The 24,992-nt window shown below is 69.6% G+C and carries 24 protein-coding genes; 11 read left to right on the top strand and 13 right to left on the bottom strand.

Annotated elements, in window-relative coordinates:
• Positions 1-5: 5 nt before the first annotated feature.
• Complete coding sequence (locus tag SBI67_RS15495; protein WP_318981422.1) at positions 6-344, top strand: oxidoreductase; 339 nt, start codon at positions 6-8, stop codon at positions 342-344.
• Positions 328-2,109 carry an SDR family oxidoreductase gene (locus SBI67_RS15490; RefSeq protein WP_318981421.1) on the top strand — a complete coding sequence of 594 codons (1,782 nt, stop codon included), beginning with the start codon at positions 328-330 and terminating at the stop codon, positions 2,107-2,109. The genes SBI67_RS15495 and SBI67_RS15490 overlap by 17 nt, the downstream gene beginning before the upstream one ends.
• On the opposite strand, the gene SBI67_RS15485 is transcribed toward SBI67_RS15490, so the two are convergent.
• Positions 2,106-3,614, bottom strand: coding sequence for a leucyl aminopeptidase (locus tag SBI67_RS15485; protein WP_318981420.1), 1,509 nt, complete (start codon positions 3,612-3,614; stop codon positions 2,106-2,108). The two genes, SBI67_RS15490 and SBI67_RS15485, sit on opposite strands and share 4 nt — an antisense overlap.
• 11 nt (positions 3,615-3,625) lie before the next feature.
• Positions 3,626-4,708: an adenylate/guanylate cyclase domain-containing protein gene (locus SBI67_RS15480; protein ID WP_318981419.1), complete on the bottom strand. Its 1,083-nt coding sequence runs from the start codon at positions 4,706-4,708 to the stop codon at positions 3,626-3,628.
• Positions 4,709-4,750: 42 nt separating this feature from the next.
• Here SBI67_RS15480 and gcvT point away from each other — a divergent pair, with 42 nt between their 5' ends.
• Complete coding sequence (gene gcvT / locus SBI67_RS15475) at positions 4,751-5,851, top strand: glycine cleavage system aminomethyltransferase GcvT (RefSeq protein ID WP_318981418.1); 1,101 nt, start codon at positions 4,751-4,753, stop codon at positions 5,849-5,851.
• Positions 5,852-5,903: 52 nt separating this feature from the next.
• On the top strand, positions 5,904-7,010 hold the full coding sequence (locus SBI67_RS15470) for a branched-chain amino acid aminotransferase (protein ID WP_318981417.1): 1,107 nt from the start codon (positions 5,904-5,906) through the stop codon (positions 7,008-7,010).
• On the opposite strand, the gene SBI67_RS15465 is transcribed toward SBI67_RS15470, so the two are convergent.
• The 6 genes from SBI67_RS15465 to SBI67_RS15440 all read right to left on the bottom strand — a co-directional run bounded on the left by SBI67_RS15465 (position 7,007) and on the right by SBI67_RS15440 (position 12,605).
• Positions 7,007-8,167 carry a zinc-binding dehydrogenase gene (locus SBI67_RS15465; protein WP_318981950.1) on the bottom strand — a complete coding sequence of 387 codons (1,161 nt, stop codon included), beginning with the start codon at positions 8,165-8,167 and terminating at the stop codon, positions 7,007-7,009. The genes SBI67_RS15470 and SBI67_RS15465 overlap by 4 nt on opposite strands.
• A 71-nt stretch (positions 8,168-8,238) precedes the next feature.
• Positions 8,239-9,624: a protein adenylyltransferase SelO gene (locus SBI67_RS15460; protein ID WP_318981949.1), complete on the bottom strand. Its 1,386-nt coding sequence runs from the start codon at positions 9,622-9,624 to the stop codon at positions 8,239-8,241.
• 11 nt (positions 9,625-9,635) lie between these two features.
• The gene (locus SBI67_RS15455; RefSeq protein ID WP_318981416.1) at positions 9,636-10,358 is read right to left on the bottom strand and encodes an adenosylcobinamide-GDP ribazoletransferase; all 723 of its coding nucleotides are present in this window, start codon (positions 10,356-10,358) and stop codon (positions 9,636-9,638) included.
• The gene (gene cobT, locus SBI67_RS15450) at positions 10,355-11,395 is read right to left on the bottom strand and encodes a nicotinate-nucleotide--dimethylbenzimidazole phosphoribosyltransferase (RefSeq protein ID WP_318981415.1); all 1,041 of its coding nucleotides are present in this window, start codon (positions 11,393-11,395) and stop codon (positions 10,355-10,357) included. The genes SBI67_RS15455 and cobT overlap by 4 nt, the downstream gene beginning before the upstream one ends.
• Entirely contained in the window at positions 11,392-11,925 is a 534-nt protein-coding gene (locus SBI67_RS15445) for a bifunctional adenosylcobinamide kinase/adenosylcobinamide-phosphate guanylyltransferase (RefSeq protein ID WP_318981414.1), read from the bottom strand. Before SBI67_RS15445 ends, cobT begins: the two co-directional genes overlap by 4 nt.
• 5 nt (positions 11,926-11,930) lie before the next feature.
• Positions 11,931-12,605, bottom strand: coding sequence for a DUF3043 domain-containing protein (locus tag SBI67_RS15440; protein ID WP_318981413.1), 675 nt, complete (start codon positions 12,603-12,605; stop codon positions 11,931-11,933).
• 70 nt (positions 12,606-12,675) lie between these two features.
• On the opposite strand from SBI67_RS15440, the gene SBI67_RS15435 reads away from it, so the two are divergent.
• Together SBI67_RS15435 and SBI67_RS15430 are read left to right on the top strand one after the other, a co-directional pair.
• Positions 12,676-13,737 (top strand): glycerate kinase family protein, encoded by a 1,062-nt coding sequence (locus tag SBI67_RS15435; RefSeq protein WP_318981412.1) that lies wholly within the window; start codon positions 12,676-12,678, stop codon positions 13,735-13,737.
• A gap of 73 nt (positions 13,738-13,810) precedes the next feature.
• Complete coding sequence (locus SBI67_RS15430; RefSeq protein ID WP_024454294.1) at positions 13,811-14,167, top strand: HesB/IscA family protein; 357 nt, start codon at positions 13,811-13,813, stop codon at positions 14,165-14,167.
• On the opposite strand, the gene SBI67_RS15425 is transcribed toward SBI67_RS15430, so the two are convergent.
• Positions 14,160-14,753 (bottom strand): Rv0361 family membrane protein, encoded by a 594-nt coding sequence (locus SBI67_RS15425; protein WP_318981411.1) that lies wholly within the window; start codon positions 14,751-14,753, stop codon positions 14,160-14,162. The genes SBI67_RS15430 and SBI67_RS15425 overlap by 8 nt on opposite strands.
• A 131-nt stretch (positions 14,754-14,884) precedes the next feature.
• Here SBI67_RS15425 and SBI67_RS15420 point away from each other — a divergent pair, with 131 nt between their 5' ends.
• The gene (locus tag SBI67_RS15420; RefSeq protein ID WP_318981410.1) at positions 14,885-15,859 is read left to right on the top strand and encodes a carbohydrate kinase family protein; all 975 of its coding nucleotides are present in this window, start codon (positions 14,885-14,887) and stop codon (positions 15,857-15,859) included.
• A 70-nt stretch (positions 15,860-15,929) separates the two neighbouring features.
• On the opposite strand, the gene asnB is transcribed toward SBI67_RS15420, so the two are convergent.
• A complete protein-coding gene (gene asnB, locus SBI67_RS15415; protein WP_318981409.1) occupies positions 15,930-17,861 on the bottom strand; it encodes an asparagine synthase (glutamine-hydrolyzing) in 1,932 nt (643 codons plus the stop codon).
• 78 nt (positions 17,862-17,939) lie between these two features.
• Here asnB and ctaC point away from each other — a divergent pair, with 78 nt between their 5' ends.
• The 4 genes from ctaC to SBI67_RS15395 all read left to right on the top strand — a co-directional run bounded on the left by ctaC (position 17,940) and on the right by SBI67_RS15395 (position 21,052).
• Entirely contained in the window at positions 17,940-19,040 is a 1,101-nt protein-coding gene (gene ctaC / locus SBI67_RS15410) for an aa3-type cytochrome oxidase subunit II (protein WP_413232521.1), read from the top strand.
• A 9-nt stretch (positions 19,041-19,049) separates the two neighbouring features.
• Positions 19,050-19,469, top strand: coding sequence for a cytochrome c oxidase subunit 4 (locus SBI67_RS15405; protein ID WP_024454298.1), 420 nt, complete (start codon positions 19,050-19,052; stop codon positions 19,467-19,469).
• A gap of 126 nt (positions 19,470-19,595) precedes the next feature.
• Complete coding sequence (locus tag SBI67_RS15400) at positions 19,596-20,426, top strand: MmpS family transport accessory protein (protein WP_318981408.1); 831 nt, start codon at positions 19,596-19,598, stop codon at positions 20,424-20,426.
• Positions 20,426-21,052, top strand: a complete 627-nt coding sequence (locus SBI67_RS15395; protein WP_318981407.1) for a DUF2561 family protein — start codon at positions 20,426-20,428, stop codon at positions 21,050-21,052. Before SBI67_RS15400 ends, SBI67_RS15395 begins: the two co-directional genes overlap by 1 nt.
• 292 nt (positions 21,053-21,344) lie before the next feature.
• Here the strand turns inward: SBI67_RS15395 and qcrB are convergent, their stop codons facing one another.
• Genes qcrB through qcrC form a run of 3 tightly spaced genes read right to left on the bottom strand, consistent with a single transcriptional unit; the run spans position 21,345 to position 24,981 of the window.
• Positions 21,345-22,976 carry a cytochrome bc1 complex cytochrome b subunit gene (gene qcrB, locus SBI67_RS15390; protein WP_318981406.1) on the bottom strand — a complete coding sequence of 544 codons (1,632 nt, stop codon included), beginning with the start codon at positions 22,974-22,976 and terminating at the stop codon, positions 21,345-21,347.
• Positions 22,973-24,172, bottom strand: a complete 1,200-nt coding sequence (gene qcrA / locus SBI67_RS15385) for a cytochrome bc1 complex Rieske iron-sulfur subunit (RefSeq protein ID WP_318981405.1) — start codon at positions 24,170-24,172, stop codon at positions 22,973-22,975. The genes qcrB and qcrA overlap by 4 nt, the downstream gene beginning before the upstream one ends.
• Positions 24,169-24,981: a cytochrome bc1 complex diheme cytochrome c subunit gene (gene qcrC, locus SBI67_RS15380; protein ID WP_318981404.1), complete on the bottom strand. Its 813-nt coding sequence runs from the start codon at positions 24,979-24,981 to the stop codon at positions 24,169-24,171. The genes qcrA and qcrC overlap by 4 nt, the downstream gene beginning before the upstream one ends.
• Positions 24,982-24,992: the final 11 nt, after the last annotated feature.

The following is a 24,992-nucleotide window of genomic DNA, read 5'->3' as shown; positions in this document are numbered from 1 at the left end:
GCCGCGTGGGACTTTTCGATAAATGGCGTGGCTCGGGCGGCGGGTCGCGCTCCGCCGCCGACTTGGATTACCTGCGGCAGTGGGTGGCGACCCATCACGGCGTCGAGGCATTCGTCGAACCCAAGACCACCGTCACCGATGTGACCGTGGTGCTGGTGGCCGCCGACGGTGAGTGGACCCGGCGCCGTACCGGCGGTTACGCCGGCGCCCGGCGGTTGAACCGCCAGCTCGACATCCCGGTCTACGACGTGCAGAAGGTCGGCTATCCGCAACGGATGCGCGACTACGACGCCCGTCGTCGCATCGAACGGCAACGGGCGCTGCGCAGTGAACTCGACGAGTGAGGCGCCCGAGCGCCGGCATCACGTGCACAGTGCCGACGGCACCGGCATCGCCGTGTACGAGGAGGGCAACCCCGACGGGCCCACCGTCGTGCTGGTGCACGGCTGGCCCGACTCGCATGTGTTGTGGGACGGCGTCGTGCCGCTGCTGGCCGACCGGTTCCGGGTGATCCGGTACGACAATCGCGGGGTCGGCGGATCCGATGCGCCCGCACCGGTTTCGGCGTACACCATGGCCCACTATGCCGACGACTTCGCCGCCGTCAGCGCGGCAGTCAGCCCCGACGCCCCCGTGCACGTGCTGGCCCACGACTGGGGTTCGGTGGGTGTGTGGGAATACCTCGCCCGCGCCGAATCCACCACGCGGGTGGCGTCATTCACCTCGGTGTCCGGGCCGAGTGCCGACCACCTGCACCGGTTCGCCGTCACAGGGCTGAAACGCCCGTACCGGCCCAAGGCCTTCGCCAGGGCCGTCGACGGTCTGGCCCGGCTGGCGTACATGGGCGCGTTCTCCACCCCGGTGCTCGCCCCGGCGGCCATCCGGTTCGCCTTCGCCCGCGGCGCCATGCGACGCCAGTTGCTGCGCGACGGTATAACGCCCGAGTCGATCCACCACGCCGACGGGTTCGCCCGCGACGCCGCCCGCAGCATGAAGGTGTACCCCGCCAACTATTTCCGCAGCCTGTCCACCGGCCGCACCGACCATTACGTCGGGGTGCCGGTGCAGCTGATCGTCAACACCGACGACCCGTTCGTCCGGCCCTACGTGTTCGACGCCGTTGCGCAGTGGGTGCCGACGCTGTGGCGGCGCGATCTCAAGGCCGGGCACTGGTCCCCGATGTCGCACCCGCAGGTCGTGGCGAGAGCGGTCACCGAACTCGTCGACCACCTGGACGGGCAGCCGGCGGCCCGCGAGCTGGCCAGGGCCCGGGTCGGTGACAGCAGGCCGCCGTTCGCCCACACGCTGGTGTCGGTGACCGGGGCCGGTGACGGGATCGGCCGGGCCACCGCGCTGGAATTCGCTTCGCAGGGAGCCGAAGTGGTGGTCAGCGATATCGATCTGGCCGGTGCCGAACGGACCGCCCGGTTGATCGCCGCCGCGGGTGGGACGGCGCACGCCTACCAGCTGGATGTCGCCGATGCCGAAGCGGTGGCCCGCTTCGCCGAGCAGGTATGCGGCGCGCACGGTGTCCCCGACATCCTGGTGAACAACGCCGGTGTCGGGCACGGCGGCTATTTCCTGGACACCCCGCCCGACCAGTACGACAGGGTGCTGGACATCAATTTCGGCGGAGTCGTGAACTGCTGCAGGGCATTCACGCCCGCGATGGTGGCGCGGGGCACCGGCGGCCACATCGTGAACGTCGCCTCGATGGCGGCGTTCACGCCCATTGCCGCCGTGAACGCCTACGCCACCAGCAAGGCCGCGGTGTTCATGTTCTCCGACTGTCTGCGCGCCGAATTGCATTCGGCCGCAATCGGTGTGACGACGCTGTGCCCCGGCGTCGTCAAGACCGGCATCGTGGACCGCACCCGCTTCGACGTGCCCGCCGCCAAGCGCCAGGGGCTGGACGTCAAACGGGCACAGGCCAAGAGGGCGTTCGCCGCTCGCGGCTATGGTCCCGAGAAGGTGGCCCGGGCTGTCGTCGCCGCGGTGCGCGGTGACAAGGCGGTCGCGCCGGTGACCGCCGAGGCGCATCTGGCGTACGGTTTGGCCCGGGTGGCGCCGGCGGTGCTGCGCCGGGCCGCCCGGGGCCGACTGCTCTAGCCGTTGCGGGCGATATCTTCCAGGACGGCGAACATCGTCCTGGTCGGCACCCCGGTGCCACCCTTGGTGGTGTACCCCCAGGGCCCACCGGTGTTGTAGGCCGGCGCGGCGACGTCGATATGAGCCCACTCGACACCCTCGGCGACGAACTCACGCAGGAACACCCCGGCCACCAGCATGCCCGCGTAGCGGGACGCACTGACGTTGGCCAGGTCGGCCACCGTCGATTTGAGATCGTCCTTGAGTTCCTCCGGCAGCGGCATCGGCCAGGCGTTCTCGCCGACCTCCTGGGATAGTTCGGCGACCCGGTCGCGGAACTCGTCGCTGCCCATCACGCCGGGGGTGCGGGCACCCAGGGCGACGGTCTGCGCACCGGTCAGGGTGGAGGTCTCGATCAGGTAGTCGGGATCGTCCTCGCACGCGCGCACGATGGCGTCGGCCAGGATGAGCCGGCCCTCGGCGTCGGTGTTGAGCACCTCGACGGTGATCCCGCCGTACTGGGTCAGCACGTCACCGGGCCGCTGCGCGGTGGCCGACGGCATGTTCTCGGCCATCGGCACCGTGGCGACGACGTCGATGGGCAGGTTCTGCTTGGCGGCCAGCACGACGGTGGCGATCACCGCGGCCGCCCCGCCCATGTCGGAGGTCATGTGGTGCATGTTGGCGGCCGGCTTGATGGAGATGCCGCCGGTGTCGAAGGTGATGCCCTTGCCCACCAGCGCCACCTTTTTGCCTCTGCGGCCCGCCCCCTTGTGCGTCAGCCGCACCAGCCGCGGCAGCCGCGACGAGCCCTGGCCCACGCCGATGATGCCGCCGTAGCCGGCCTTGGCCAGCGCCTTGTCGTCCAGCACCTCGACCGTGAGGCCGGCTTCCTCGCCCAAAGCCTTTGCACGCTTGGCGAATTCGGCGGGAAAGAGGTGACTTGGCGGGGTGTTGACGAAATCGCGGGCGGTCGCCACCGCAGTGGCGATGTCCACCGCGCGCTGCAGGGCGGCTTTGGTGGCTGCCTTGGTGTCTGCGGCCAGCGCGACGATCTTGGACAGCCCCTTGTCCTTGGGTGCGGTCTTGTCGCTGCGGAATTCGGTGAACCGGTAGGCGCCCAGGATGAGGCCTTCGATCACCGCCTCCAGGTCCAGGGCGGTCAGTGTGGTGACCACCGTGGCGACCTTGTCCAGCGCGCGGGCCGCGTTGCCGGCCGCCCGGCGCAGGTTGTCGGCGGGCCACACGTCGCGATCCTCGCCCAGCCCGACGGTCAGCACGCTGGCCACCGGCAGCTCGGCGATGACCAGTCGGTGCTGCTGGCCCTCGCCGCCGGTGCCGCCCAGGGCCTGCAGCCCCGACTCGATGGCGGCCACGGCGGCGGCGTCGAGGTGCTCGCCCAGCACGCGCGGTCCGTCGTCGCCGGACACCACGCCGACGACGAGGACGGCATCGGCGGTGCCCCGGCGGGGCAGGGACGAGCTGAGGGTGACGGACGGGGCCTGGTATCCGGATGCGCTGCTCACGATGTTCCACCCTAGAGACACAGCAGCGGATGCGCCGTGACCGGTGCGTCGAAACCTTTCAGGGTGAACGAGCGCGACGGCGCGAAATCGTGGCGGGGCAGTTCGGCGTGCAGTGCGGATGACACCAGGATCTGGCCCGGCTCGGCGCTGGCGACCAGCCGGGCCGCCAGATTGACCGGGTTGCCGAAGTAGTCACCGCTGATCGCCAGCACCTCGCCATAACCCAGACCGGCCCGCACCCGCAGCCCCGCCGCTTGGGCCCTGGTGTTGCCGACCAGGGCGATGGCAGCGTCCATCAGCAACTCCGGGGTGGAACTCACCCACATCACCGCGTCGCCGATGAACTTCACCACCCGGCCGTTGGCGCCGTGCACGACATCGGCCGCGGTGGACACGAAATCGTTGAGCAGGTCCGTCAGTTCGGCGGCGCTGAGCAGTTGGGTCAGGGCGGTGAACCCGGACAGATCGGCAAAACCGATGCCGCACACCACCGTCGGCGACCCACCCCGCACGACATGCTCGAAATAGGTGCGCGCGCTCATCAGATGCTGGCGGTGCACCGCGTCGATCGTCGCGCCGATGCGCGGCAGGTAGGAGACCGCCTCCCGGTATGCCCGAGCGGTGGCGAACTCGTCGTGACTGACCTCGATCTGGACGTCAGGGGAGGTGGCCCGCATCATCGAGGACTCCGCCTCGGCCAACCGCGCCATCCCCGACCCGATGACCCGCAGCAAGCCGGTGGCGGCGACATCGCCGACCACCAGCCGCATCTCGGCCCACGTCCGCAGCGCCTCCACGTCGGCGCGGCTCAGCGATTTGGTGGAGCAGTCGGTGACGGTCAGGCCCAGCGCTGCCCAGGCACGCTCGACATCGGCCAGCGGCACCCCGATCTCGGCGGCGGCGTCGGCCAGGCAGTATTCGGGCGGTCCGGACCACTGCAGGACATCGCCTGCCAAGCCGAACAGCCGGCCCCTGCCCTCGGCCTCCACCATCTCGGCGGCGGTGAACCCGAGCCCGTCCAGATATTCGATCAGCGGGGCGCGCCGGCGCGCATCGGCGATTCCCGCTGCCTCGAGGGCGTCGAAATCGACCACCGTGCAAGTGTGCCAGCGCGATCCCCTCTAGGGTGGGGGATTGTGAGTGAGACAGTGCTGCAGGGCCCATTGGAGGATCGCCACCGCGCGCTCGGTGCCAGCTTCGCCGAGTTCGGCGGGTGGCTGATGCCGGTGTCCTATGCGGGCACCGTCGCCGAACACAACGCGACCCGCAGCACCGTCGGGCTATTCGACGTCAGCCATCTGGGCAAGGCGCTGGTGCGCGGCCCGGGGGCGGCGGCCTACGTCAACTCGGCGCTGACCAACGACCTGACCAGGATCGGCCCGGGCAAGGCGCAATACACGTTGTGCTGCAACGAATCTGGCGGGGTGATCGACGACCTGATCGCCTACTACGTGGCCGACGACGAGATCTTCCTGGTGCCCAACGCGGCCAACACCGCCGCCGTGGTCGCCGAACTGCAGCGGCACGCGCCGCCCGGACTGACCATCACCGACGAGCACCGGTCCTACGCGGTGCTGGCGGTACAGGGCCCCAAAGCGGCCGACGTGCTCGGCGCGCTCGGGCTGCCGACCGAGATGGACTACATGGGCTATGCCGACGCGGACTACGCGGGCGTGGCGGTCCGGGTGTGCCGCACCGGCTACACCGGTGAGCACGGGTACGAGTTGCTGCCCGAATGGGATCGCGCCGGCGTGGTGTGGGATGCGCTGCTGGAGCAGGTGCGCGCCGCCGGCGGGGAGCCGGCCGGCCTGGGCGCCCGCGACACGCTGCGCACCGAGATGGGCTACCCGCTGCACGGCCACGAACTGTCGTTGGACATCTCACCCGTACAGGCCAGGGCCGGCTGGGCGGTCGGATGGAAGAAAGAGGCCTTCTGGGGCCGCGACGCGCTGCTGGCCGAGAAGCAGGCCGGCCCGCGGCGGACCCTGCGCGGGCTCAAGGCGCTGGGCCGCGGGGTGCTGCGGGCCGACTTGACGGTGCTGGCTCCGGGGGATCAGGCCATCGGCGTCACTACGTCCGGAACGTTCTCGCCCACGTTGAAGGTCGGCATCGCGCTGGCGCTGATCGACACCGCGGCCGGGGTGGCCGACGGGCAGACCGTCGTCGTCGACGTCCGCGGCCGCCCGCTGGAATGCGAAGTCGTCGCGCCGCCGTTCGTGCCGGCGCGCACCCGATAACGCGCGGTCGGCGCGCGAAAAGGGCTAGCCACCGGGTTATACAATTCACACCATGACAGACGGTCCCCTCGAATTCACGCTTGCCCGCAACACGTCACCGGCAAGCGACGAGGTACGGGCCGGCATCCTGGCCGATCCCGGATTCGGCCGCTATCACACCGACCACATGGTCTCCATCGACTACAGCGTGGCCGACGGCTGGCACAACGCGGCGGTGCTGCCGTACGGGCCGCTGGAGCTGGACCCGTCGGCGATCGTGCTGCACTACGGGCAGGAGATCTTCGAGGGCCTCAAGGCCTACCGCTGGGCCGACGGCTCGGTGGTGTCGTTCCGGCCCGAGGCCAACGCGGCGCGGTTGCAGGCCTCCGCGCGCCGGCTGGCCATCCCGGAGCTGCCCACCGACATCTTCCTGGAATCGCTGCGGCAGTTGATCGCCGTCGACCACCAGTGGGTGCCGCCGGCCGGCGGCGAGGAATCGCTGTACCTGCGGCCGTTCGTCATCGCCACCGAGCCCGGGCTGGGGGTGCGGCCCGCCAACGCCTACCGCTACCTGGTGATCGGCTCACCGGCCGGCGCGTACTTCAAGGGTGGGATCAAGCCGGTCAGCGTGTGGTTGTCGCACGAGTACGTGCGCGCCTCGCCGGGCGGCACGGGTGCCGCGAAGTTCGGCGGCAACTACGCGGCGTCGCTGCTGGCGCAGGCGCAGGCCGCCGACCAGGGGTGCGATCAGGTGGTGTGGCTGGATGCCATCGAACGCCGCTATGTCGAAGAGATGGGCGGGATGAACCTGTTCTTCGTGTTCGGCAGCGGCGGAACGGCCCGGCTGGTGACCCCGGAGCTGTCCGGTTCGCTGCTGCCCGGCATCACCCGGGATTCGTTGCTGCAGTTGGCAACCGACGCGGGTTTCGCGGTCGAGGAGCGCAAGATCGACGTCGAGGAATGGCAGAAGAAGGCCGTCGCCGGTGAGATCACCGAGGTGTTCGCGTGCGGCACCGCCGCGGTGATCACCCCGGTCTCGCACGTCAAGCACCGCGACGGCGAATTCACCATCGCCGACGGACAGCCCGGTGAGGTGACGATGGCGTTGCGCGACACCCTGACCGGGATCCAGCGCGGCACCTTCGCCGACACGCACGGCTGGATGGCCAAACTCGGCTAGACCGGTGCGGTGGCGGTGCTGCGCGGATCGACCAGGATCTTGGCGTGCTTTTCCGGGTCGCCCAGTTCGTCGAAAGCCGTTGCCACACCGTCGAGTCCGACGGTGCCGGTGATCAGCGGCGCGGCGTCGAGGGTGCCGTCGGCCAGCATGTGCAGGGTGTCGCGGAACTCCAGCGGGGTGTAGCCGAACACGAACCGCAGGTCGATCTCCTTGCCGATGGCCATCGACGGGCGCAGCTTGTCCTCACCCATGCACAACCCGACGACCACCACCCGGGTGCCCAGCGGCGCCGCGGCGATGACGCCGTCGATCATCCCCGGCACGCCGACACACTCGAAGATGATGGGGCGCTTGGGATTCGCCCCGCCGAGTGAGTCGACCAGACGGTACAGGTGCACCCAGCCGGGCACCTTGCGCAGTTTCTCCATTGACCCGACGGCGAGCTCGAACAGGGCAGGCGCCTCGGTGATCATGCCCTTGGCCGCGGCGGCGTCGTAGGGGGAGTCGACCGCCGGGTCGACCACCACGTCGGCGCCGCAGCGTCGTGCCAGCGCCCGCCGGCCGGGGGAGAAGTCGCTGGCGACGATCGTGCCGACACCCCTGGCCTTGAGGTGACAGATGACGGCCAGGCCCAGCGGACCGCAGCCGATGACGACCGCGGTGTCGCGGCGCGAGATGTCGCTGCGGCGCACGGCGTGCAGCGCGACCGCCATCGGTTCGGTCAGGGCCGCGATATCCATCGACAGCCCGTTGGGCACGGCGAACGCCATCGATGCCTCGGCCAGCGTCTGTTCGGCGAACCCGCCGGGCGCCAGCGGCGACAACCCGGTCATGTGCACGCCGCCGTGGGAGCGCAGCATCGGGAACACCGCCACCGGCGTGCCGACCTTCAACGCCCGCGGGGTGCCCTTCCCGCGTTCGGCGATCTCACCGCAGAACTCGTGCCCCAGCACGACGGTGGCGGCGCTGGTGATGAAATCCGGATACCCGATCTCGTCCATCACGCCCTTGAGCTCGTCGGCGTGCAGGCGCGCATGCAGGTCCGAGCCACAGATCCCGGCCCGGGCGACGTCGATGACGACTTGGCCCTTGGCCGGCCGCGGGGCCGGCAGGTCGGCGACGTCGAGGGTGCCGGCGTGGCAGGTCACGGCGCGCATGGTGGGCGTGGTCGTCCCGGGCGTAGGCATCCCTGCATTATGCGGTACCGCGGGTCCCGGACGACGGGTGGTCAGGTGCCGCAGAATGTCCGGTAGCACGCGGCGAACTCGGCCGGGGCCGGCTCGGCGTAGCGGGCCAGGCCGGGACGCTCGGTGAACGGCTCCCGCACCGCGGCAACCAGGTCCCGCACCGGACCCGGATCCCCGGCGGTGGCCGCCGCCAGCGCCTCCTCGACCAGGTGATTGCGCGGGATGTAGATCGGGTTGACCCGGTCCATCGCCGCGGTGTCCGGGTCCCGTTCCCGCCACCGGCGCGCCCAGTCGCCGAACCCGTCGGGGACCGTGCCGCGGCTCAGCCCGCGGAAGAACGAGGTGACATCCGGACGGTGCGCCTGCAGCAGGGTGAGCAGTTCGGCAACCAGCTGCGGATCTGTCTGTGCCACACCGAGTTTGGCGCTCATCCTGGCGTCGAACTCGCGCTCGTAGTGGTCCTTGAAGGTGCCCAGCGCGTCGGTGGCCGTGCCGATCGCGCGGTCGGTGTCGGGGTCGATGAGCGGGAGCAGCGTCTCGGCGAACCGAGCCAGGTTCCACGCGGCCACCGCCGGCTGGTTGCCATAGGCGTAGCGGCCCCAGCTGTCGATCGAACTGAACACCGTCTCCTGGTCGTAGGCCTCCATGAACGCGCACGGCCCGTAGTCGATGGTCTCGCCGGAGATGGTCATGTTGTCGGTGTTCATCACGCCGTGGATGAACCCGACGGCCATCCACCGCGCGATCAGCGCCGCCTGCACCGCGATCACCGCCTCCAGCAGCGCCAGATACGGGTTGGCGGCGGTGGCCGCCTGGGGGTGGTGGCGGGCGATGGCGTAGTCGGCCAGCCGCCGTACCAGCTCGGCGTCACCGGTCAGCGCCGCGTACTGGAAACTGCCGACGCGCAGATGGCTGCGGGCCACCCGGGCCAGCACCGCGCCCGGTTGCGGGGTCTCCCGATGCACCGTCGTCCCGGTCGCCACCACCGCCAACGCGCGGGTGGTCGGGATGCCCAGGGCGTGCATCGCCGCACTGATCACGTACTCGCGCAGCATCGGACCGACCGCGGCCAGGCCGTCACCGCCACGGGCGAACGGGGTCCGGCCCGACCCCTTGAGGTGCAGGTCGCGGCCGTCGGGAAGCTCACCGAGCAGCAACGCGCGGCCGTCGCCGAGGCGGGGCACCAGGCCGCCGAACTGATGACCGGCGTAGGCCTGTGCCACCGGCGCGGCGCCGTCGGGCAGCGCGGTGCCGGTCAGGAAACCCAGTCCGGCGTCGCTGCGCAGCCACTGGGCATCCAGGCCCAGGTCGGCGGCGAGCGGTTCGTTGAGCACCAGCAGTGTCGGAGCGTCGGGGGCTTGGGCCTGCCAGGCGATGGACAGTTCCGGCAGCGTGCGGGCGAAGTGGTCACCCAGCGCAATCACCACTCCAACTGTACTCACGCCGCCGCGAGGCCCAGGGCGACCAGCGTGGTGGTCACCTCGCAGGCCGCGCCCAGCACGTCACCGGTGATACCGCCGAACCGGCGCACGCAGTGGGCCACCAGCACCGCGGTGACCGTCAGCGCCGTCAGCACCACGACCGGGCCCAGCCACGGCAGTGCGGTGGCCGGCACCGCGGCCGCGGCCAGGACCAGTGCCCAGCCGGCCACCACCCACCGGGGTTGCGAACCGGCGACCAACGCGCCCAGCGTGCTGCCCGGCGCGGCGGGCACCCCGCGCCGACAGGTCATCACGATGGCCACCCGGCCAGCCGTCACCGCGATCACCACGGCGGCGCCGTCGGCCGCGCCGAAAGCCAAGCCCTGCAGCACGATTGCCACTACCACCGCCGCCACCCCGAACGGGCCCGCGGTACCGCCGCGCATCACGGCCAGCGCGCGCTCGGGCGGGCCGTAACAGCCCAGCCCGTCGACGGTGTCCGACAGCCCGTCGATGTGCAGGCCGCGGGTGCCCAACAACAGCACGGCCACCGCGAGCACCCCGGGCAACGCTCCGGCGCCGTAGCACTGCGACGCGCCCCAGACGGTGAGGGCCGTCAGCACGCCCAGTGCGGCGCCGACCACCGGCAGGGCGGTCAGCGCACCCCGGCCGAACGCGTGACTCGTTCGGATCGGCAGCACCGTGCCGAACGCGAAAGCCGAAGCGAGCGAACCGATCACGCGCCGGATACGTGAGCTTCGTCGAAGGTGGACATCGACGCCAGCGTCGCGACCGCGGCACGCACGATCGGTAGGGCCACCGCCGCGCCGGTGCCTTCGCCCAACCGCATGCCCAGATCGACGATCGGCACCAGACCCAGATGGTCCAGGGCCAGCGTGTGCGCGGGCTCGGTCGAGCGGTGCCCGGCCTGCCACCACGCCCGAGCGCCGGGAGCCAGCAGGTCGGCGATCAGCGCGGCCGCGGTGACCACCACGCCGTCCAGCAGCACCGGCGTGCGCCGCACCGCCGCCTGGGCCAGGAACCCGGCCATCGCGGCGAGATCGGCGCCGCCGCACACCCGCAGCAGCGCCTCCGGGTCGGCGGTGACACCGCGGGCCCGGTAGAGCGCATCCCGAATGGCCGACACCTTGCGGGCCCAGCCGGCGTCGTCGATGCCGGTGCCGCGCCCGACCACCGCAACCGGTTCCGACCGTGTCGCCGCGGCGATCAATGTGGTTGCGGCGGTGGTGTTTCCGATGCCCATATCGCCCGCGATGAGCAGGTCGGCGCCGCCGTCGACCTCCTCGTCGGCGATGGTGCGGCCGGCTTGGATGGCCGCCGCGGTGTCCTCGGCGCTCAGCGCGTCCTCGACCGCGATGTTGCCGCTGCTGCGGCGCACCTTGTGCGCGCCGATCGCCGGGCTCAGCGGTTCTGCATCCACGGCGATATCCGCGACGCGCACCGAGGCGCCCGCCACGTCGCCGATGACGTTGATGGCCGCGCCGCCGGCCGCGAAATTGGCCACCATCTGCGGGGTGACCTCGGCTGGGAAAGCCGACACACCGGACGCGGTCACCCCGTGGTCCCCGGCGAACACGACGATCCGGGCGCGCGCGAACTGCCGTGGCGGGCAGACACCCTGACACGACGCCACCCACACCGACAGGTCTTCCAGCCGGCCCAGCGCCCCCGGTGGTTTGGTGAGGGTGTTCTGGCGGGCCTGCGCCGCCCGCAGCACGTCCGCATCGGGTGCGACGATCCCGGGGAAAGCGGTCACCTGGTCGGCTCCTTCACCACTAGAGGCTGGCCCGCGATCACCAGCACCACTCGGTCGCACTGCGCCGCCAACCGCTGGTTCAGCGTGCCCAGTTCGTCGGCGAACAGCCGACCGCCCGCGGTCGCGGGCACCACGGTGAGCCCGACCTCGGGGCTCACCAGCGTCAGCTTCCCATCGAATCCTGTGACTGCCGCGCAGAGTTCGTCGACGTCGGCGCACACCGACCCGCCGGTCCAGGCGTGGCGCCGGTCCATCGCCGCAGTCAGCCAGCCGCCGATATCGTCGACCAGCGTCGCGGTGCGGGTGTCGGCGCGCAATGCGCCTGCGACATCGGGGGTTTCGACGGTGGACCACTGGGCGGGCCGGCGGCTGCGGTGGGCGTCGACGCGGCGGGACCACTGCGGGTCACCGGTGTCGGTGCGGCCGGTGGCCAGATAGCGGACCGGGGCGGTGCCCACGCCTGCGGCGATATCGGCCTCGGCCCACTGCGATTTGCCCGAACGGATCCCCCCGAGGACCAGTACCCGCACGCGTGTCAGACGTCGTCGCCGCGGTTGACCATCGGTCGCGGCGCGCGCATCCGGCGCAGCTGCGAAGCGCGGCTGGCGGCGTAGAAGCCGAGCTTGAATCCGCTCTCGGTGTTCGACGGGAACTTCTCGTCGACCATCCGGTTCACCCGGCGGCCCACCAGCACACCGTCGATGGCCATCACCACCAGCAGCACCGGCATCCCGTAGGACACCCAGCGCTGCACCTCGACCGCGGGCACCGCCAGCGTGATCAGCACCAGGGCCAGCGCCACCGGCATGAACAGGCCGAGCAGGTTGCGGCGGGAGTCGACGATATCGCGGGCGTACCGGCGCACCGGGCCCTTGTCACGGGGCAGCAGGTAGGCGTCGTCACCGGCCATCATCCGCTCACGGCGCTCGGTCATGGCCGCGCGCCGGGCCACCTTCTCGGCCTTGCGCTCCTCGCGGGTCAGCTTCGGCTTGGACGCGGCCAGCTCCTTGCGGCGCTTGCGGGCCTCGGCGGCGGTCAGCGGCGCGGGGGCGACCGGCCCGCGCTTGCGGCTGGCCTCGCTGCGTTTGGGGGTGGGCCGGCCCTTGGGCGCGGTCAGTCCGGTGTCACCGGCGGCAGTCGCCGGTGCGGCAGCCGAGGTGTCGGCGTCCTCGGGTTGCGGATTGTCCTTCTTACGGCCCAGCAGATTCACGCCCACAGGGTACTTCCGCTGCGCAATTGCTTGGAATGCGGCTCCGGATCGCACACCCTACGCTGGCCGGATGCGTGTGCTGGTGGCCCCGGACTGCTTCGGTGACAGCCTGACCGCGGTGCAGGCCGCCGAGGCCATCGCGGCGGGCTGGGGGCGAGCACGCGCCGGTGACAACCTCACCCTGGCCCCGCAGTCCGACGGCGGTCCGGGGTTCGTGGAGGTGCTGGCCAGCAGACTGGGCGGGCTACGGACCGCGCGGGTGAGCGGGCCGCTGGACGAGGCGGTGACCGCGCACTGGGTACTCGACGGTGAGACCGCCTATCTGGAATGCGCGCAGGCCTGCGGGTTGACCCTGCTGGGCGGACCGCCGACGGTACGGACCGCGCTGGCGGCGCACAGCAGGGGAGTCGGCGAGCTGATCGCCGCGGCGCTGGATGCCGGGGCAAAACGGATCGCCGTCGGGCTGGGCGGCAGCAGCTGCACCGACGGAGGACGGGGCCTGGTGGAGGCGCTGGCTGCGCCCGCGGGCAGTGACGGTCGGTCGAGCTTGGCGTCGGCGCGGGAACGGCTGGCCGGTGTCGACCTGATCGCCGCCAGCGATGTCGAGCACCCGCTGCTGGGTCCGATGGGTGCCGCGGCGGTGTTCGGCCCGCAGAAGGGCGCGGACCCGGAAACCGTGCAGGTGCTGGAACGCCGGCTCACCGAGTGGGCGGCCGAACTCGGCCCCGGCATCGCCGATCGACCGGGGGCCGGCGCGGCCGGCGGTATCGGGGCGGCCCTGCTGGCGCTCGGCGGCCGCCGGGAATCCGGGGCCGCCGTGATCGCCGAGCACACCCACCTGGCCGACGACATCGCCGCCGCCGACCTCGTCATCACCGGCGAGGGCAGGTTCGACGACCAGTCGCTGCACGGAAAGGTGGTCAGCGCGCTGGCCGCCGGCGCCCGGCGCCGCGGTACGCCGGTGCTGGTGCTGGCAGGTCAGGTGACGCTGGGGCCCGATGCGCTCACCGGAGCCGGTATCACCGCCGCCCACTCGATCACCGAGTACGCCAGGTCCGTGGAACGCGCCATCGCCGATGCCGCCAACCAGCTGACCGGATTGGCCGAGCGCACCGCCCGCGGTTGGCCGTGAGAGTCGGGAATAGCGCCCGGACAAGGTACCGTTGATTACATCGCGATTGCGTGACCAGCACTCAGGAGAAGCAATGACTGTTCAGGACGACACCACCACCGAAACCCACGGTGTGGTGCTGACCGACGCGGCCGCCGCCAAGGCCAAGGCGCTGCTCGACCAGGAGGGCCGCGACGACCTGGCGTTGCGCATCGCCGTGCAGCCGGGTGGCTGCGCCGGCCTGCGTTACAACCTGTTCTTCGACGACCGCACCCTCGACGGTGACCTGACCGCCGATTTCGGTGGCGTGGCGCTGACCGTGGACCGGATGAGCGCGCCGTATGTCCAGGGCGCCACCATCGACTTCGTCGACACCATCGAGAAGCAGGGTTTCACCATCGACAACCCGAACGCCACCGGCTCCTGCGCCTGCGGCGACTCGTTCAATTGATCTGATCGGTGCGCTGCACGTAGCTGCAGACCAGGACCTGGTTGTCTTGGGCGAGCAGTTGGGCGACGGCCTGGCGCTCGCCACCCGAGGATGTTGATGAGGGCATCCGCCCCGACGGGGCGGGTGTCCCTTTCATGCTGAACAGCACCTGCGCCTGGTTGGGTGACAGGTAGACGATCTTGTCGATCGAGGTCACCTCGACGCGCTTGTACTGCTTGCGGAACGCGTCGCCGCTCATATCGGCCAGCGCCAGGTCGGCATCCCGGTTCTTCACCGCGTCGTAGAGCCCGCAGAGGGTGTGCCGGGCGATGGTCTGTTCGTCCCCGTCGGCCAGCGCGTCGAGGAACTGCTGGATGGCCGGTTTCGCGGTGGCCGCGGTGATCGGCTGCCGGATGTCGTGGCGGCCCCCGACCAGGACGATCCCGGCCACGGCCGCGATCACCACGAGGACGCCCACGATCGCCGCGACCAGCGGCCAGCGCCTGCGCTTGGGATACTGCACCGGTGGCGGAAGCATGCCCGGGTACGCGGCGGAGACCTGGTGCGGGGGGAATTGCTGCGGTGGGCCCGGAGGCGGATAGGACATCGGCTACGTTTCGGTGTCTAGGCTTGGACTGGCCGGTGGACTTTCAGGCAGGCTAGCGCACCGGGACGGATATGCCCCTGGCACACACCCGTACGCTACTTAGATTCGTTAATGAAAATGAAGGGCGACTCGTGACCATTGCGGTGACCGGTTCCATTGCGACCGACCATCTGATGAAGTTTCCTGGCAAGTTCTCCGAGCAGCTGCTGCCCGAGCACTTGCAGAAGGTGTCGCTGAGCTTTCTGGTCGACGATCTGGTCATCCACCGCGGCGGGGTGGCCGGCAACATGGCCTTCGCCATCGGGGTGCTCGGCGGCAAGGCGGCCCTGGTCGGCGCCGCCGGCTCGGACTTCACCGACTACCGGCGCTGGCTCACCGACCACGGCGTCAACTGTGACAACGTGCTGATCTCCGATCAGTCCTATACCGCCCGGTTCGTCTGCACCACCGACGAGGACATGGCCCAGATCGCCTCCTTCTACCCGGGCGCCATGTCCGAGGCGCGGAACATCAAGCTGACTGACGTCGTAAGCCGTACGGGCACACCGGAATTGGTGATCGTCGGCGCCAATGACCCGGAAGCCATGTTCGCCCACACGCAGGAGTGCCGCAGCCTGGGGCTGGCCTTCGCGGCCGACCCGAGCCAGCAACTGGCCCGGCTCAACGGCGACGAGATCCGCGGCCTCATCGACGGCGCCACCTACCTGTTCACCAACGACTACGAGTGGGACCTGCTGCTGCAGAAGTCCGGCCTGAGCGAAGCGCAGGTGATGCGCCAGATCGGCCTGCGGGTCACCACGCTGGGCGCCAAGGGGGTGGACCTGGTGTCCTCCGACGGAACGTTCGTGCACGTCGACGTCGTCCCCGAGACCCATCAGGCCGATCCGACCGGCATCGGCGACGCCTTCCGCGCAGGATTCCTCACCGGCCGTTCCGCCGGGCTGAGCCTGGAGCGCTCGGCTCAACTGGCCTCATTGGTGGCGGTGTTGGTGCTGGAGGCCACCGGTCCGCAGGAGTGGACGTGGGACCGCGAGACCGCACTGGTGCGCCTCGGCGATGCCTACGGTGCCGACGCGGCCGCGGAGATTGCCTCGGCGCTGGCCTGATCTTCCGCCGAGATCGACGAACGGGCGCGAGTTACTCGCACTTTCGCGCCCGTTTGGTCAATTGGGCGGATCAGAGCTGGACGGGGTAGGTGGGTTCGGCGATCTGCGGGGTGACGCTGCCCTCCACGAAGATGGCGTGCCACAGCATGAAGATCAGCACCGTCCACAACCGGCGGCTGTGATCGGCCTCGCCGGCTCGGTGCTCGTCGAGCATGGTCCGCACCGCGGCCAGGTCGATCAGCTCGCCGGTCTGCGAGGCGGCCACCGTCGCGTACGCCCAATCCAGCAGCTCGCCGGCCCGCAACCAGTGCCGGATCGGCACCGGGAAGCCCAGCTTCGCGCGGTGCAGCACGTGCGCGGGCACGATCGGCTCCAGTGCGCGGCGCAACGCGTACTTGGTGGTGGTGCGGGTGATCTTCTGCTCGTACGGCAGCCGGGACGCCACCGCGAACACCTCGGGGTCCAGGAACGGCACCCGCAGCTCCAGTGAGTTGGCCATGGTCATCTTGTCGGCCTTGACCAGGATGTCGCCGCGCAACCAGGTGAACAGGTCGATGTGCTGCATGCGGGCCACCGGGTCGGTGCCCTGCGACGCGGCATACAACGGCGCGGTGACGTCGGTGTGCGTCCACTCCGGGTTGAACTTGGCCAGCACCGCGCGCAGCTGGGCGTCGGAGAAGCTGCGCGCATTGCCGTAGTAGCGCTCTTCCAGCGTCAGCGACCCGCGGTGCAGCAGGCTCTTGCCGCGCATACCTTCGGGCAGCGGTTTGGCGGCCTTGCCCAGTGAGCGCCGCACCGGCCGGGGTAGGTAGTCGAAAGGCTTGAGCGACAACGGTTCCCGGTAGATCGTGTAACCGCCGAAGAGTTCGTCGGCGCCCTCGCCGCTCAGCACCACCTTGACGTGTTTGCGGGCCTCGCGGGCGATGAAGAACAGCGGCACCAGCGCCGGGTCGGCCACCGGCTCGTCGAGATACCAGACGATCTCGGGCAGTGCGGCGACGAACTCTTCCTGGCTGACCACCTTGGTCACGTGCCGCGCGCCGATGGCCTCGGCGGATGCCACGGCGACGTCCACCTCGGAGAAGCCCTCGCGTTCGAACCCGGTGGTGAAGGTGATCAGCCGCGGGTTGTGCCGCATCGCCAGCGCGGCGATCGCGGTCGAATCGATACCGCCGGACAGGAACGCCCCGACGGTGACATCGGCGCGCATGTGTTTGGCGACCGAATCCTCGAGCACGGCGGTGATCTCGTCGTAGCGGGCCTGCTCTTGGCCGGCAATGAACGGCACCGGGGCGAACGTGGGACGGAAATAGCGGGTCACCACCGGGGCCTGGCCCGGCCGGATCCTGGCGTAGCTGCCCGATTCGAGCCGGCGCACGCCGCGCTGCAGAGTCTCGGGTTCGGGGACGTACTGCAGCACCGTGTAGTGCTGTACCGCGCGCTCGTCGATGTCCAGGTCCAGTCCGGCCGTCGGCGCCAGCTCGACCAGGCATTTCTTCTCGCTGCCCAGCACGGTGCCGCCCGGGCCGCTGGCCAGGTACAGCGGTTTGATGCCGAACGGGTCGCGCGCACAGATCAACTCGCGGGTCTGGGTGTCCCACAGCGCGAAGGCGAACATGCCGCGCAGCCGGGACAGCACCTCGGTGCCCCAGTAGTGGAATCCGGCGACGATCGCCTCACCGTCGCCCTCGGTGTGGAACACCGCGCCGAACTCGTCGCGCAATGCCTCCCTCAGCTCGAGGTAGTTGTAAATCTCGCCGTTGAACACCAGCGCATAGCGCTGCGGGGCGTCCTCGGGTCCCCAGCGCAGCGGTTGGTGGCTGTGGGCGATGTCGATGATCGACAGCCGGTTGAAGCCGAGCACCACGTCGTCGTCGGACCAGGTGCCCGGTTCGTCGGGACCTCGGTGGCGCATCAGATGCGAGGCTCCGGACACCGCGTCGACCAGTGCCGGGGAGATCTCAACGGACGGGTCAGTCAGGTAGGCCAGCAGTCCGCACACCGGGCCAGTATGCCGAACAACCTGGGTCAAGCCCGAGTTGGCAGGTCGCTTCGCGGGTTCGCGCACCGGTGGTCTACGCTGCGTAGTACATACAGAGCCGACCGACCGCACGGCGGTCCACCGACTTCTATAGGAGGCGCCAACGTGACCGCTCGCGGGTACAAGTTGGTGGCGTTGTCACTGGTCCTGGGCGGGCTGACGGTCCTGCTCAGCGGGTGCAGTTGGCAGGAGGTGTTCGGCCTCGGTTGGCCCACCGGAATCACGCCAGAAGGCAAGCTCAACCGCGACTTGTGGGTGTGGTCGGTGATCGCCTCGTTCGTCGTCGGCGCCATCGTCTGGGCCCTCATCTTCTGGGCCAGCGCCTTCCACCGGAAGAAGGCCACCGACACCGAGCTGCCGCGTCAGTTCGGCTACAACATGCCGCTGGAACTGGTGCTGACCGTGGTGCCGTTCCTCATCATCTCGGTGCTGTTCTACTTCACCGTCGTGGTGCAGGAACGGATGCTGCACAAGGACCCCAACCCCGAGGTCGTCATCGACGTCACCGCCTTCCAGTGGAACTGGAAGTTCGGTTACCAGAAGATCGCGTTCGGCGACGGCACCTTCAGCTACGACGGCGCGGACCCGGAGAAGAAGGCCGCCATGACGTCCAAGCCCGAGGGCGTGGACGAGCACGGCGAGGAGCGCGTCGGCGCCATCCGTGGCCTCAACCCCGAGGATCGCACCTACCTGAACTTCGACAAGGTGGAGACCCTCGGCACGTCCACCGAGATCCCGGTCCTGGTGCTGCCCAAGGGCAAGCGCATCGAATTCCAGATCGCCTCGGCAGACGTGATCCACGGGTTCTGGGTGCCGGAGTTCCTGTTCAAGCGTGACGTGATGCCCGACCCGAAGGCGAACAACTCCGACAACGTCTTCCAGGTCAGCGAGATTCAGGAGACCGGCGCCTTCGTCGGTCGCTGCACCGAGATGTGCGGCACGTACCACTCGATGATGAACTTCGAGGTGCGCGTCGTGGAGCCCAACGACTTCAAGGCCTACCTGCAGCAGCGCATCGCCGGTAAGACCAATGCCGAAGCGCTGCAGGCGATCAACCAGTCTCCGGTGGCGGTCACCACTCATCCGTTCGACACCCGGCGCGGCGAGCAGGTCGGCGTGCCCGTGCAGGCGAGCAAGTAAGGACCACTCATGCATATCGAAGCGCGGTTGTTCGAATTCCTGACGGCCTTCTTCGCCCTGGCCGCGGTGGTGTACGGCGTGCTCACCGCGCTGTTCGCCACCGGCGGCATCGAGTGGGCGGGCACGGTGGCACTGGTGCTGACCACCGGTCTGACCTTGATCACCGGTACCTTCTTCCGATTCGTCGCCCGGCGCCTGGACACCCGGCCCGAGGACTACGAGGACGCCGAAATCAGTGACGGCGCCGGCGAACTGGGCTTCTTCAGCCCGCACAGCTGGTGGCCGGTGCTGATCGCGCTGTCCTTCTCGACGGCGGCCGTCGGTGCCGCGCTGTGGCTACCGTGGCTGATCGTGGCCGGCATCTGCTTCGTGCTGTTCACCGCGGGTGGCCTGGTCTTCGAGTACTACATCGGCCCCGAGAAGCACTGACCGCGCCCAGGTCACAACCATGCGTCAGTTCTCTGACGTGCCGCGTCGCCTGATCCGCTCGCGCACCTGGTTGGGTAGTGTTGCCGAGGCAGCATTCGAGACGGACAGGCCGAGGGTTAGTTGGAGATGAGCGGGCCTTCAGGACCGGACAAACCCGGTGCGGGCGACGACCCGGCACCGAGCACCGGTGAGACGGACATCCATTCGCGGGCGTATTCGGCACCGGAATCCGAACAGTTCGTCAGCGCGCCGTACGTTCCGCCGGATCCGGCGTTGTACGACTACGACAGCTACGATCCCGCGGTCGACGACAGCCCCGACGCCCCGCCTCGGTGGCCCTGGGTCGTCGGCGTCGTCGCCATCATCGCGGCTGTCGCACTGGTCGCTTCGGTCGCGGTTCTGGTGACCCGCACCGACAACACCAATCTGGCCACGCCGTCGACCAGCACCACCACGTCGGCGCCGCCGGTGCAGGACGAGATCACCACCACCACCACACCGCCTCCGCCGCCCAGCCCTGAGCCGCCGCCACCGACCACCGAGGCGCCGCCACCACCGCCGCCGGAGACGGTCACGGTGACCCAGGAGCCGCCCCCACCACCGCCACCGCCGGCGACCACCGAGGCGCCGCCACCGGCCACCACGACGGCACCCCCGCCGCCCCCGACGAGCACCGCGCCCCCCGGGCCCCGGCAGGTGACCTACTCGGTGACCGGCACCAAGGCGCCCGGCGACATCATCACCGTCACCTATATCGACGCGTCCGGCCGCAGCCGGACCCAGCGCAACGTGTACATCCCGTGGTCGCTGACGGTCACGCCGATCTCGCAGTCCGAGGTCGGTTCGGTGCAAGCCTCCAGCCTGTTCCTGGTGAGCCGGTTGAACTGTTCCATCACGACCAGTGACGGCACGGTGTTGTCCTCCAACACCGGCAATGCCGCCCAGACGAGCTGCTGATGCGCGACGAGAGACGATTGTCCGGCCCGGAGAACCTGGACCGCATCCTGCTGGGTGTGTGCGCCGGCGTCTGGCTGCTCGCCCTGGGTGCCGGGGTGGCGGCCACCGTCGCGCTGGTCGACTTGAGCAGCGGACGCGGTTCGGTACGTGCCGAGCTGTCCGGCTCGGACACGCCGTGGGTGCTCTACACCGTGATCGGGGTGTCCGCGGCCGTCATCGCTGCGGCCATCCCGTTGCTCATCCGGGCCCGCAGGGACAGCAGCCAACGGCCCCAGCGCGGGGTCGCCGGCAGCAGCGGCTCGGCCGCCGACGATATCGCCGCCATCACGGGTCAGCCCGGGGGCCGGCGTCGGGCGGGCACGGTGTCGACCGCGTCCGAGGGGCGCCGCCCGTCGCTGCCCGCGATCGTCGACGAGGTGTACCTGCGATGCACCACGGGCATCGGCTGTGCGGTGGGCGCCGGGGTGCTCGCCGTCGGTATCGGCACCTATCTGATGGCCACCGGCAGCGATACCACTGCCTGGGTGGCGTACGGCGTGGCCGGCCTGATCACGGTCGGGATGGCCGCGGTGCCGTGGTTCTACCTGCGTGAGCTGCACGCGGTGACCGGGCCCGCCAGCGTCTAGCGGCGCGCCTTCTGGTCACCGCTCGGGCTACGGCCGCTTCGTGAGTGTGGGCCCTCTGCCCGCTTTCTCGTGTCTCGACCCACATTCGTCCGGTCCGGCGGAGCCGGGCAGCGACCACGCCCGTACCCGAGTGTGGGCCCGGTGCACACCTTCCCGCGTCTCGACGTGCATAGCACCCACATTCGGGTGGTGCCGGGATTGTCTGCCGGGGGAGGGGAGTGGCGGCGCCGACTGGAGCAAAACGAAAGGGCCCGCACAGCTTTCGCTGTGCGGGCCCTTTCGCGGTTTCGAACTAGTTGTGCCCGTTGGAACCGTTGGTGCTGTCCTGGCGCTCGCGCAGAGCAGTCAGCGCCTTGTGCTCGGCGGCGTGGGCCGCCTCGGTCAGCGCGTCGTGCTGCTCGACGGGATCCGGGAACAGGAAGCTCCCCGAACCCGGCGCGCCGCCGGAGCCCAGCTTGTTCATCCGCTTGGGCAGGGCCGCGCCCTGGTATTCCAGCGGAATCGGGTGGCCGTGCTCGTCCACCGGGCCGAGCGGCTGGTGCAGCTCGATGTAGGCACCCTGCGGCAGGCGCTTGATGATGCCCGTCTCGATACCGTGCTCCAGCACCGCCCGGTCGCTGCGCTGCAGGCTGATCGCCCACCGGTAGGTGATGTAGTAGACGATCGCGGGCAGCACCACCATGCCGATGCGGCCGATCCACGTCGTCGCGTTGAGCGAGATGTGGAACTTCAGCGCGATGATGTCGTTCATGCAGGCAAACGTCAGCAGGATGTAGAACGACACCGCCATCGCGCCGATGGCCGTCCGGACCGGTGCGTCGCGCGGACGCTGCAGCAGGTTGTGGTGCGCGTCGTCGCCGGTGAACTTCTTCTCCAGGAACGGCCACGCGATCAGCAGACCGAAGACCAGACCCATGCCCATGGCGATCCAGAAGGGCTGCGGGATGGTGTGGTTGCCGATGTAGATCTCCCACGGCGGGAACAGACGGATCAGGCCGTCGGTCCACATCATGTAGAAGTCGGGCTGGCTACCGGCCGACACCTGCGAGGGCTTGTAGGGCCCCAGCACCCAGATCGGGTTGATCTGCAGCAGGCCGCCCATCAGGCCCAGGATGCCGGTGATGATGGCGAAGAACGCACCCGACTTCACCGCGAACACCGGCATGACGCGCACGCCGACCACGTTGTTCTCGGTCCGGCCCGGGCCGGGGAACTGGGTGTGCTTCTGGAACCACAGGATCATCATGTGCGCCGCGATCAGCGCCAGGATGATGCCCGGGATGAGCAGGATGTGCAGGGCGTAGATGCGCGGGATGAAGATGTCGCCGGGGAAGTCCCCGCCGAACAGCGCCCAGTGCATCCAGGTGCCGATGACCGGGATACCCATCGTGATGCCGGACAGGGCGGCGCGGACGCCGGTGCCAGACAGCAGGTCGTCGGGCAACGAGTAACCGAAGAACCCCTCGAACATGGCCAGGATCAACAGCAGCGAGCCGATCACCCAGTTCGCTTCACGCGGACGCCGGAAGGCGCCGGTGAAGAAGATGCGGGCCAGGTGCACCATGATCGACGCCGCGAACAGCAGGGCCGCCCAGTGGTGCACCTGCCGGACGAACAGGCCACCGCGTACCTCGAAGCTGATGTCCAGTGCCGTCTCGTAGGCCCGCGACATCTGCACACCGCGCAGCGGCTGGTACACGCCGTTGTAGGTGACCTCGGCCATCGACGGATCGAAGAACAGCGTCAGGTACACACCGGTGAGCAGCAGCACGATGAAGCTGTACAGCGCGATCTCACCCAACAGGAACGACCAGTGGGTGGGGAACACCTTGTTCAGCTGACGGCGAGCCGCGGCCGACGGGTGGAACCGTGAGTCGATCGCATCGCCTTGGTGGGCGGCGAGCTTGGCAAGGTCAGGGCTCATGATTTGCGCTCCCAGAATGCCGGTCCGACGGGTTCGATGAAGTCGCCGTTGGCGACCAGATAGCCGTCCTTGTCGATGGTAATGGGCAACTGCGCCAGGGCACGAGCGGCCGGACCGAAGATCGGGCGGGCGAAGTGCAGCGCGTCGAACTGCGACTGGTGGCAGGGGCACAGGATCCGGTAGGTCTGCTGCTCGTACAGCGACGAGGGGCAGCCCAGGTGCGAGCAGACCTTGGTGTAGGCGAACAGCTCACCGAAGTTGAAGCTCTCCTGACCCTGCCGCTTGACCACCCGGCCCATGTCGTTGGGCTTGATGCGGATGAGCATCACCGGGTTGCGCACCCCCATGGCGATCTCGGCCAGCTTGTGCGAGGACTCCACCGTGGTGCCGTCACCGTCGGACTCGCGCCACGGGAACACGGTCTCCATACCGCCGGCGTCGATGTCCTCCGGGCGCATCTTGACGAACGGCGACTCACCCGGCAGGCCGGTTGCGCGGGCCAGGTAGATGGTCTCGCCGGTGAACCGGGGCGTCCAGCCCGAGGTCCACAGCACGGCCTTCTTACCTTCGGCGGTCTGCACCACCGGCTTCCACGGGTTCTTGATCAGACCACCGAGGAAGGCGACCGCCGTGCCCAGCCCGAAGGCGCCGAGCCCGATGCCCAGGGACAGCCCGATCAGCTTGCGCCGCTTGATGGTCGAGGAATCCAGCGCGTCACCCAGCTGGGCCGCGATGGTCTTGCGGTGCAGCTCAGGCGACCGGCCGTCGTGGCGGTCCTGGATGGCGATCTCTTCGGGGATGAACTTCTTCTGGTACAGCACCGCGCCGACGCCGATGGCCAGGATGGACAGCCCGAACGTCAGACCGTACAGCGGGGTGGCCAGCGAGTAGAGCCATTCACCCTCGGAGCCGTAGGGCTTGTACTCCCAGGGCCAGAACAGGAAGACCAGCAGCAGCGCCAGGCCGGAGAACCCGCCCAGCAGCAGCCAGTACGCGACGGTCCGCGCGGCCCGCTTCTCGGCCTTGGTGCCTTCGATGGGCCAGCGCGGCTCCTTGTAGACGATCTCGACACCGTCGAGCTTGCCGCCGAGTTCGAGCAGCTCCTCGCGCGACATGGTCGCCAGTTCGGCATCGGTCGGCTGACCGGGGACGCCGGTCTGCCCGGGGGTATCGGTGCCCTTGATGTCACCGCTCATGCACGTGCTCCGATCCACATCGCGATACCGATCGCGGCAACCATCCCGATGATCCAGACAGCCATACCTTCAGGCGCCGGGCCGAACCCGCCGAGGCCGTAGCCGCCGGGGCTGGGGGTGGCCGCCGCTTCCCGCACATAGCTGACGATGTCGACCTTCTCCTGCGGGGAGAGCTGACGGTCGGAGAACTTCGGCATGTTCTGCGGGCCGGTGAGCATCGCGCTGTAGACCTGCGCGGGCACCTTGGCCGCCTCACCGAGATCGGGCGCGTACTTACCCGAGGACAGTGCGCCGCCCTTGCCGGTGAAGTTGTGGCAGGACGCGCAGTTCAGCCGGAACAGGTCGCCACCGCGGGCCACGTCGCCGGACAGCAGCGACTGATCGGCGATGTGCCCGTTGGCATCTCGCGGCACGACGGGGCCGCCGCCGTTGGCCTGCACGTAGGCGCCGAGCGCGTCGATCTGGTGCTCGTCGAAGACCGGATCCTTGCGCGGGGCCTGGGCCTCACCGCGCATCGCCGGCATACGTCCGGTCGACACCTGGAAGTAGACCGCCGCCTCGCCCGCGCCGATGAGGCTCGGGCCGCGGTCGGGCACGCCCTGCAGGTTGGCGCCGTGGCAGCTGACACACGAGGTGTCGAACAGCTGCTTGCCGGTGCGCAGCAGCGCCGAGGACGACTCGTCGGCGACCGCCACCTGGGGGGTGGGGGTCAGCGTGGCCGCGACGGCCCCCGCAGCACCGAGGCCGATCAGCAGCAGCACCGCCGCTGACAGGCGCCGGTGCAACCGACGGCGAGACTTGGTGGTCATCGAACCCCTTC

It is taken from the genome of Mycolicibacterium chengduense (assembly GCF_033741155.1).
Classification (GTDB): domain Bacteria; phylum Actinomycetota; class Actinomycetes; order Mycobacteriales; family Mycobacteriaceae; genus Mycobacterium.
The sequence above is the reverse complement of the archived record's forward strand: the minus strand, read 5'-3'. Positions and strand labels throughout refer to the sequence as shown.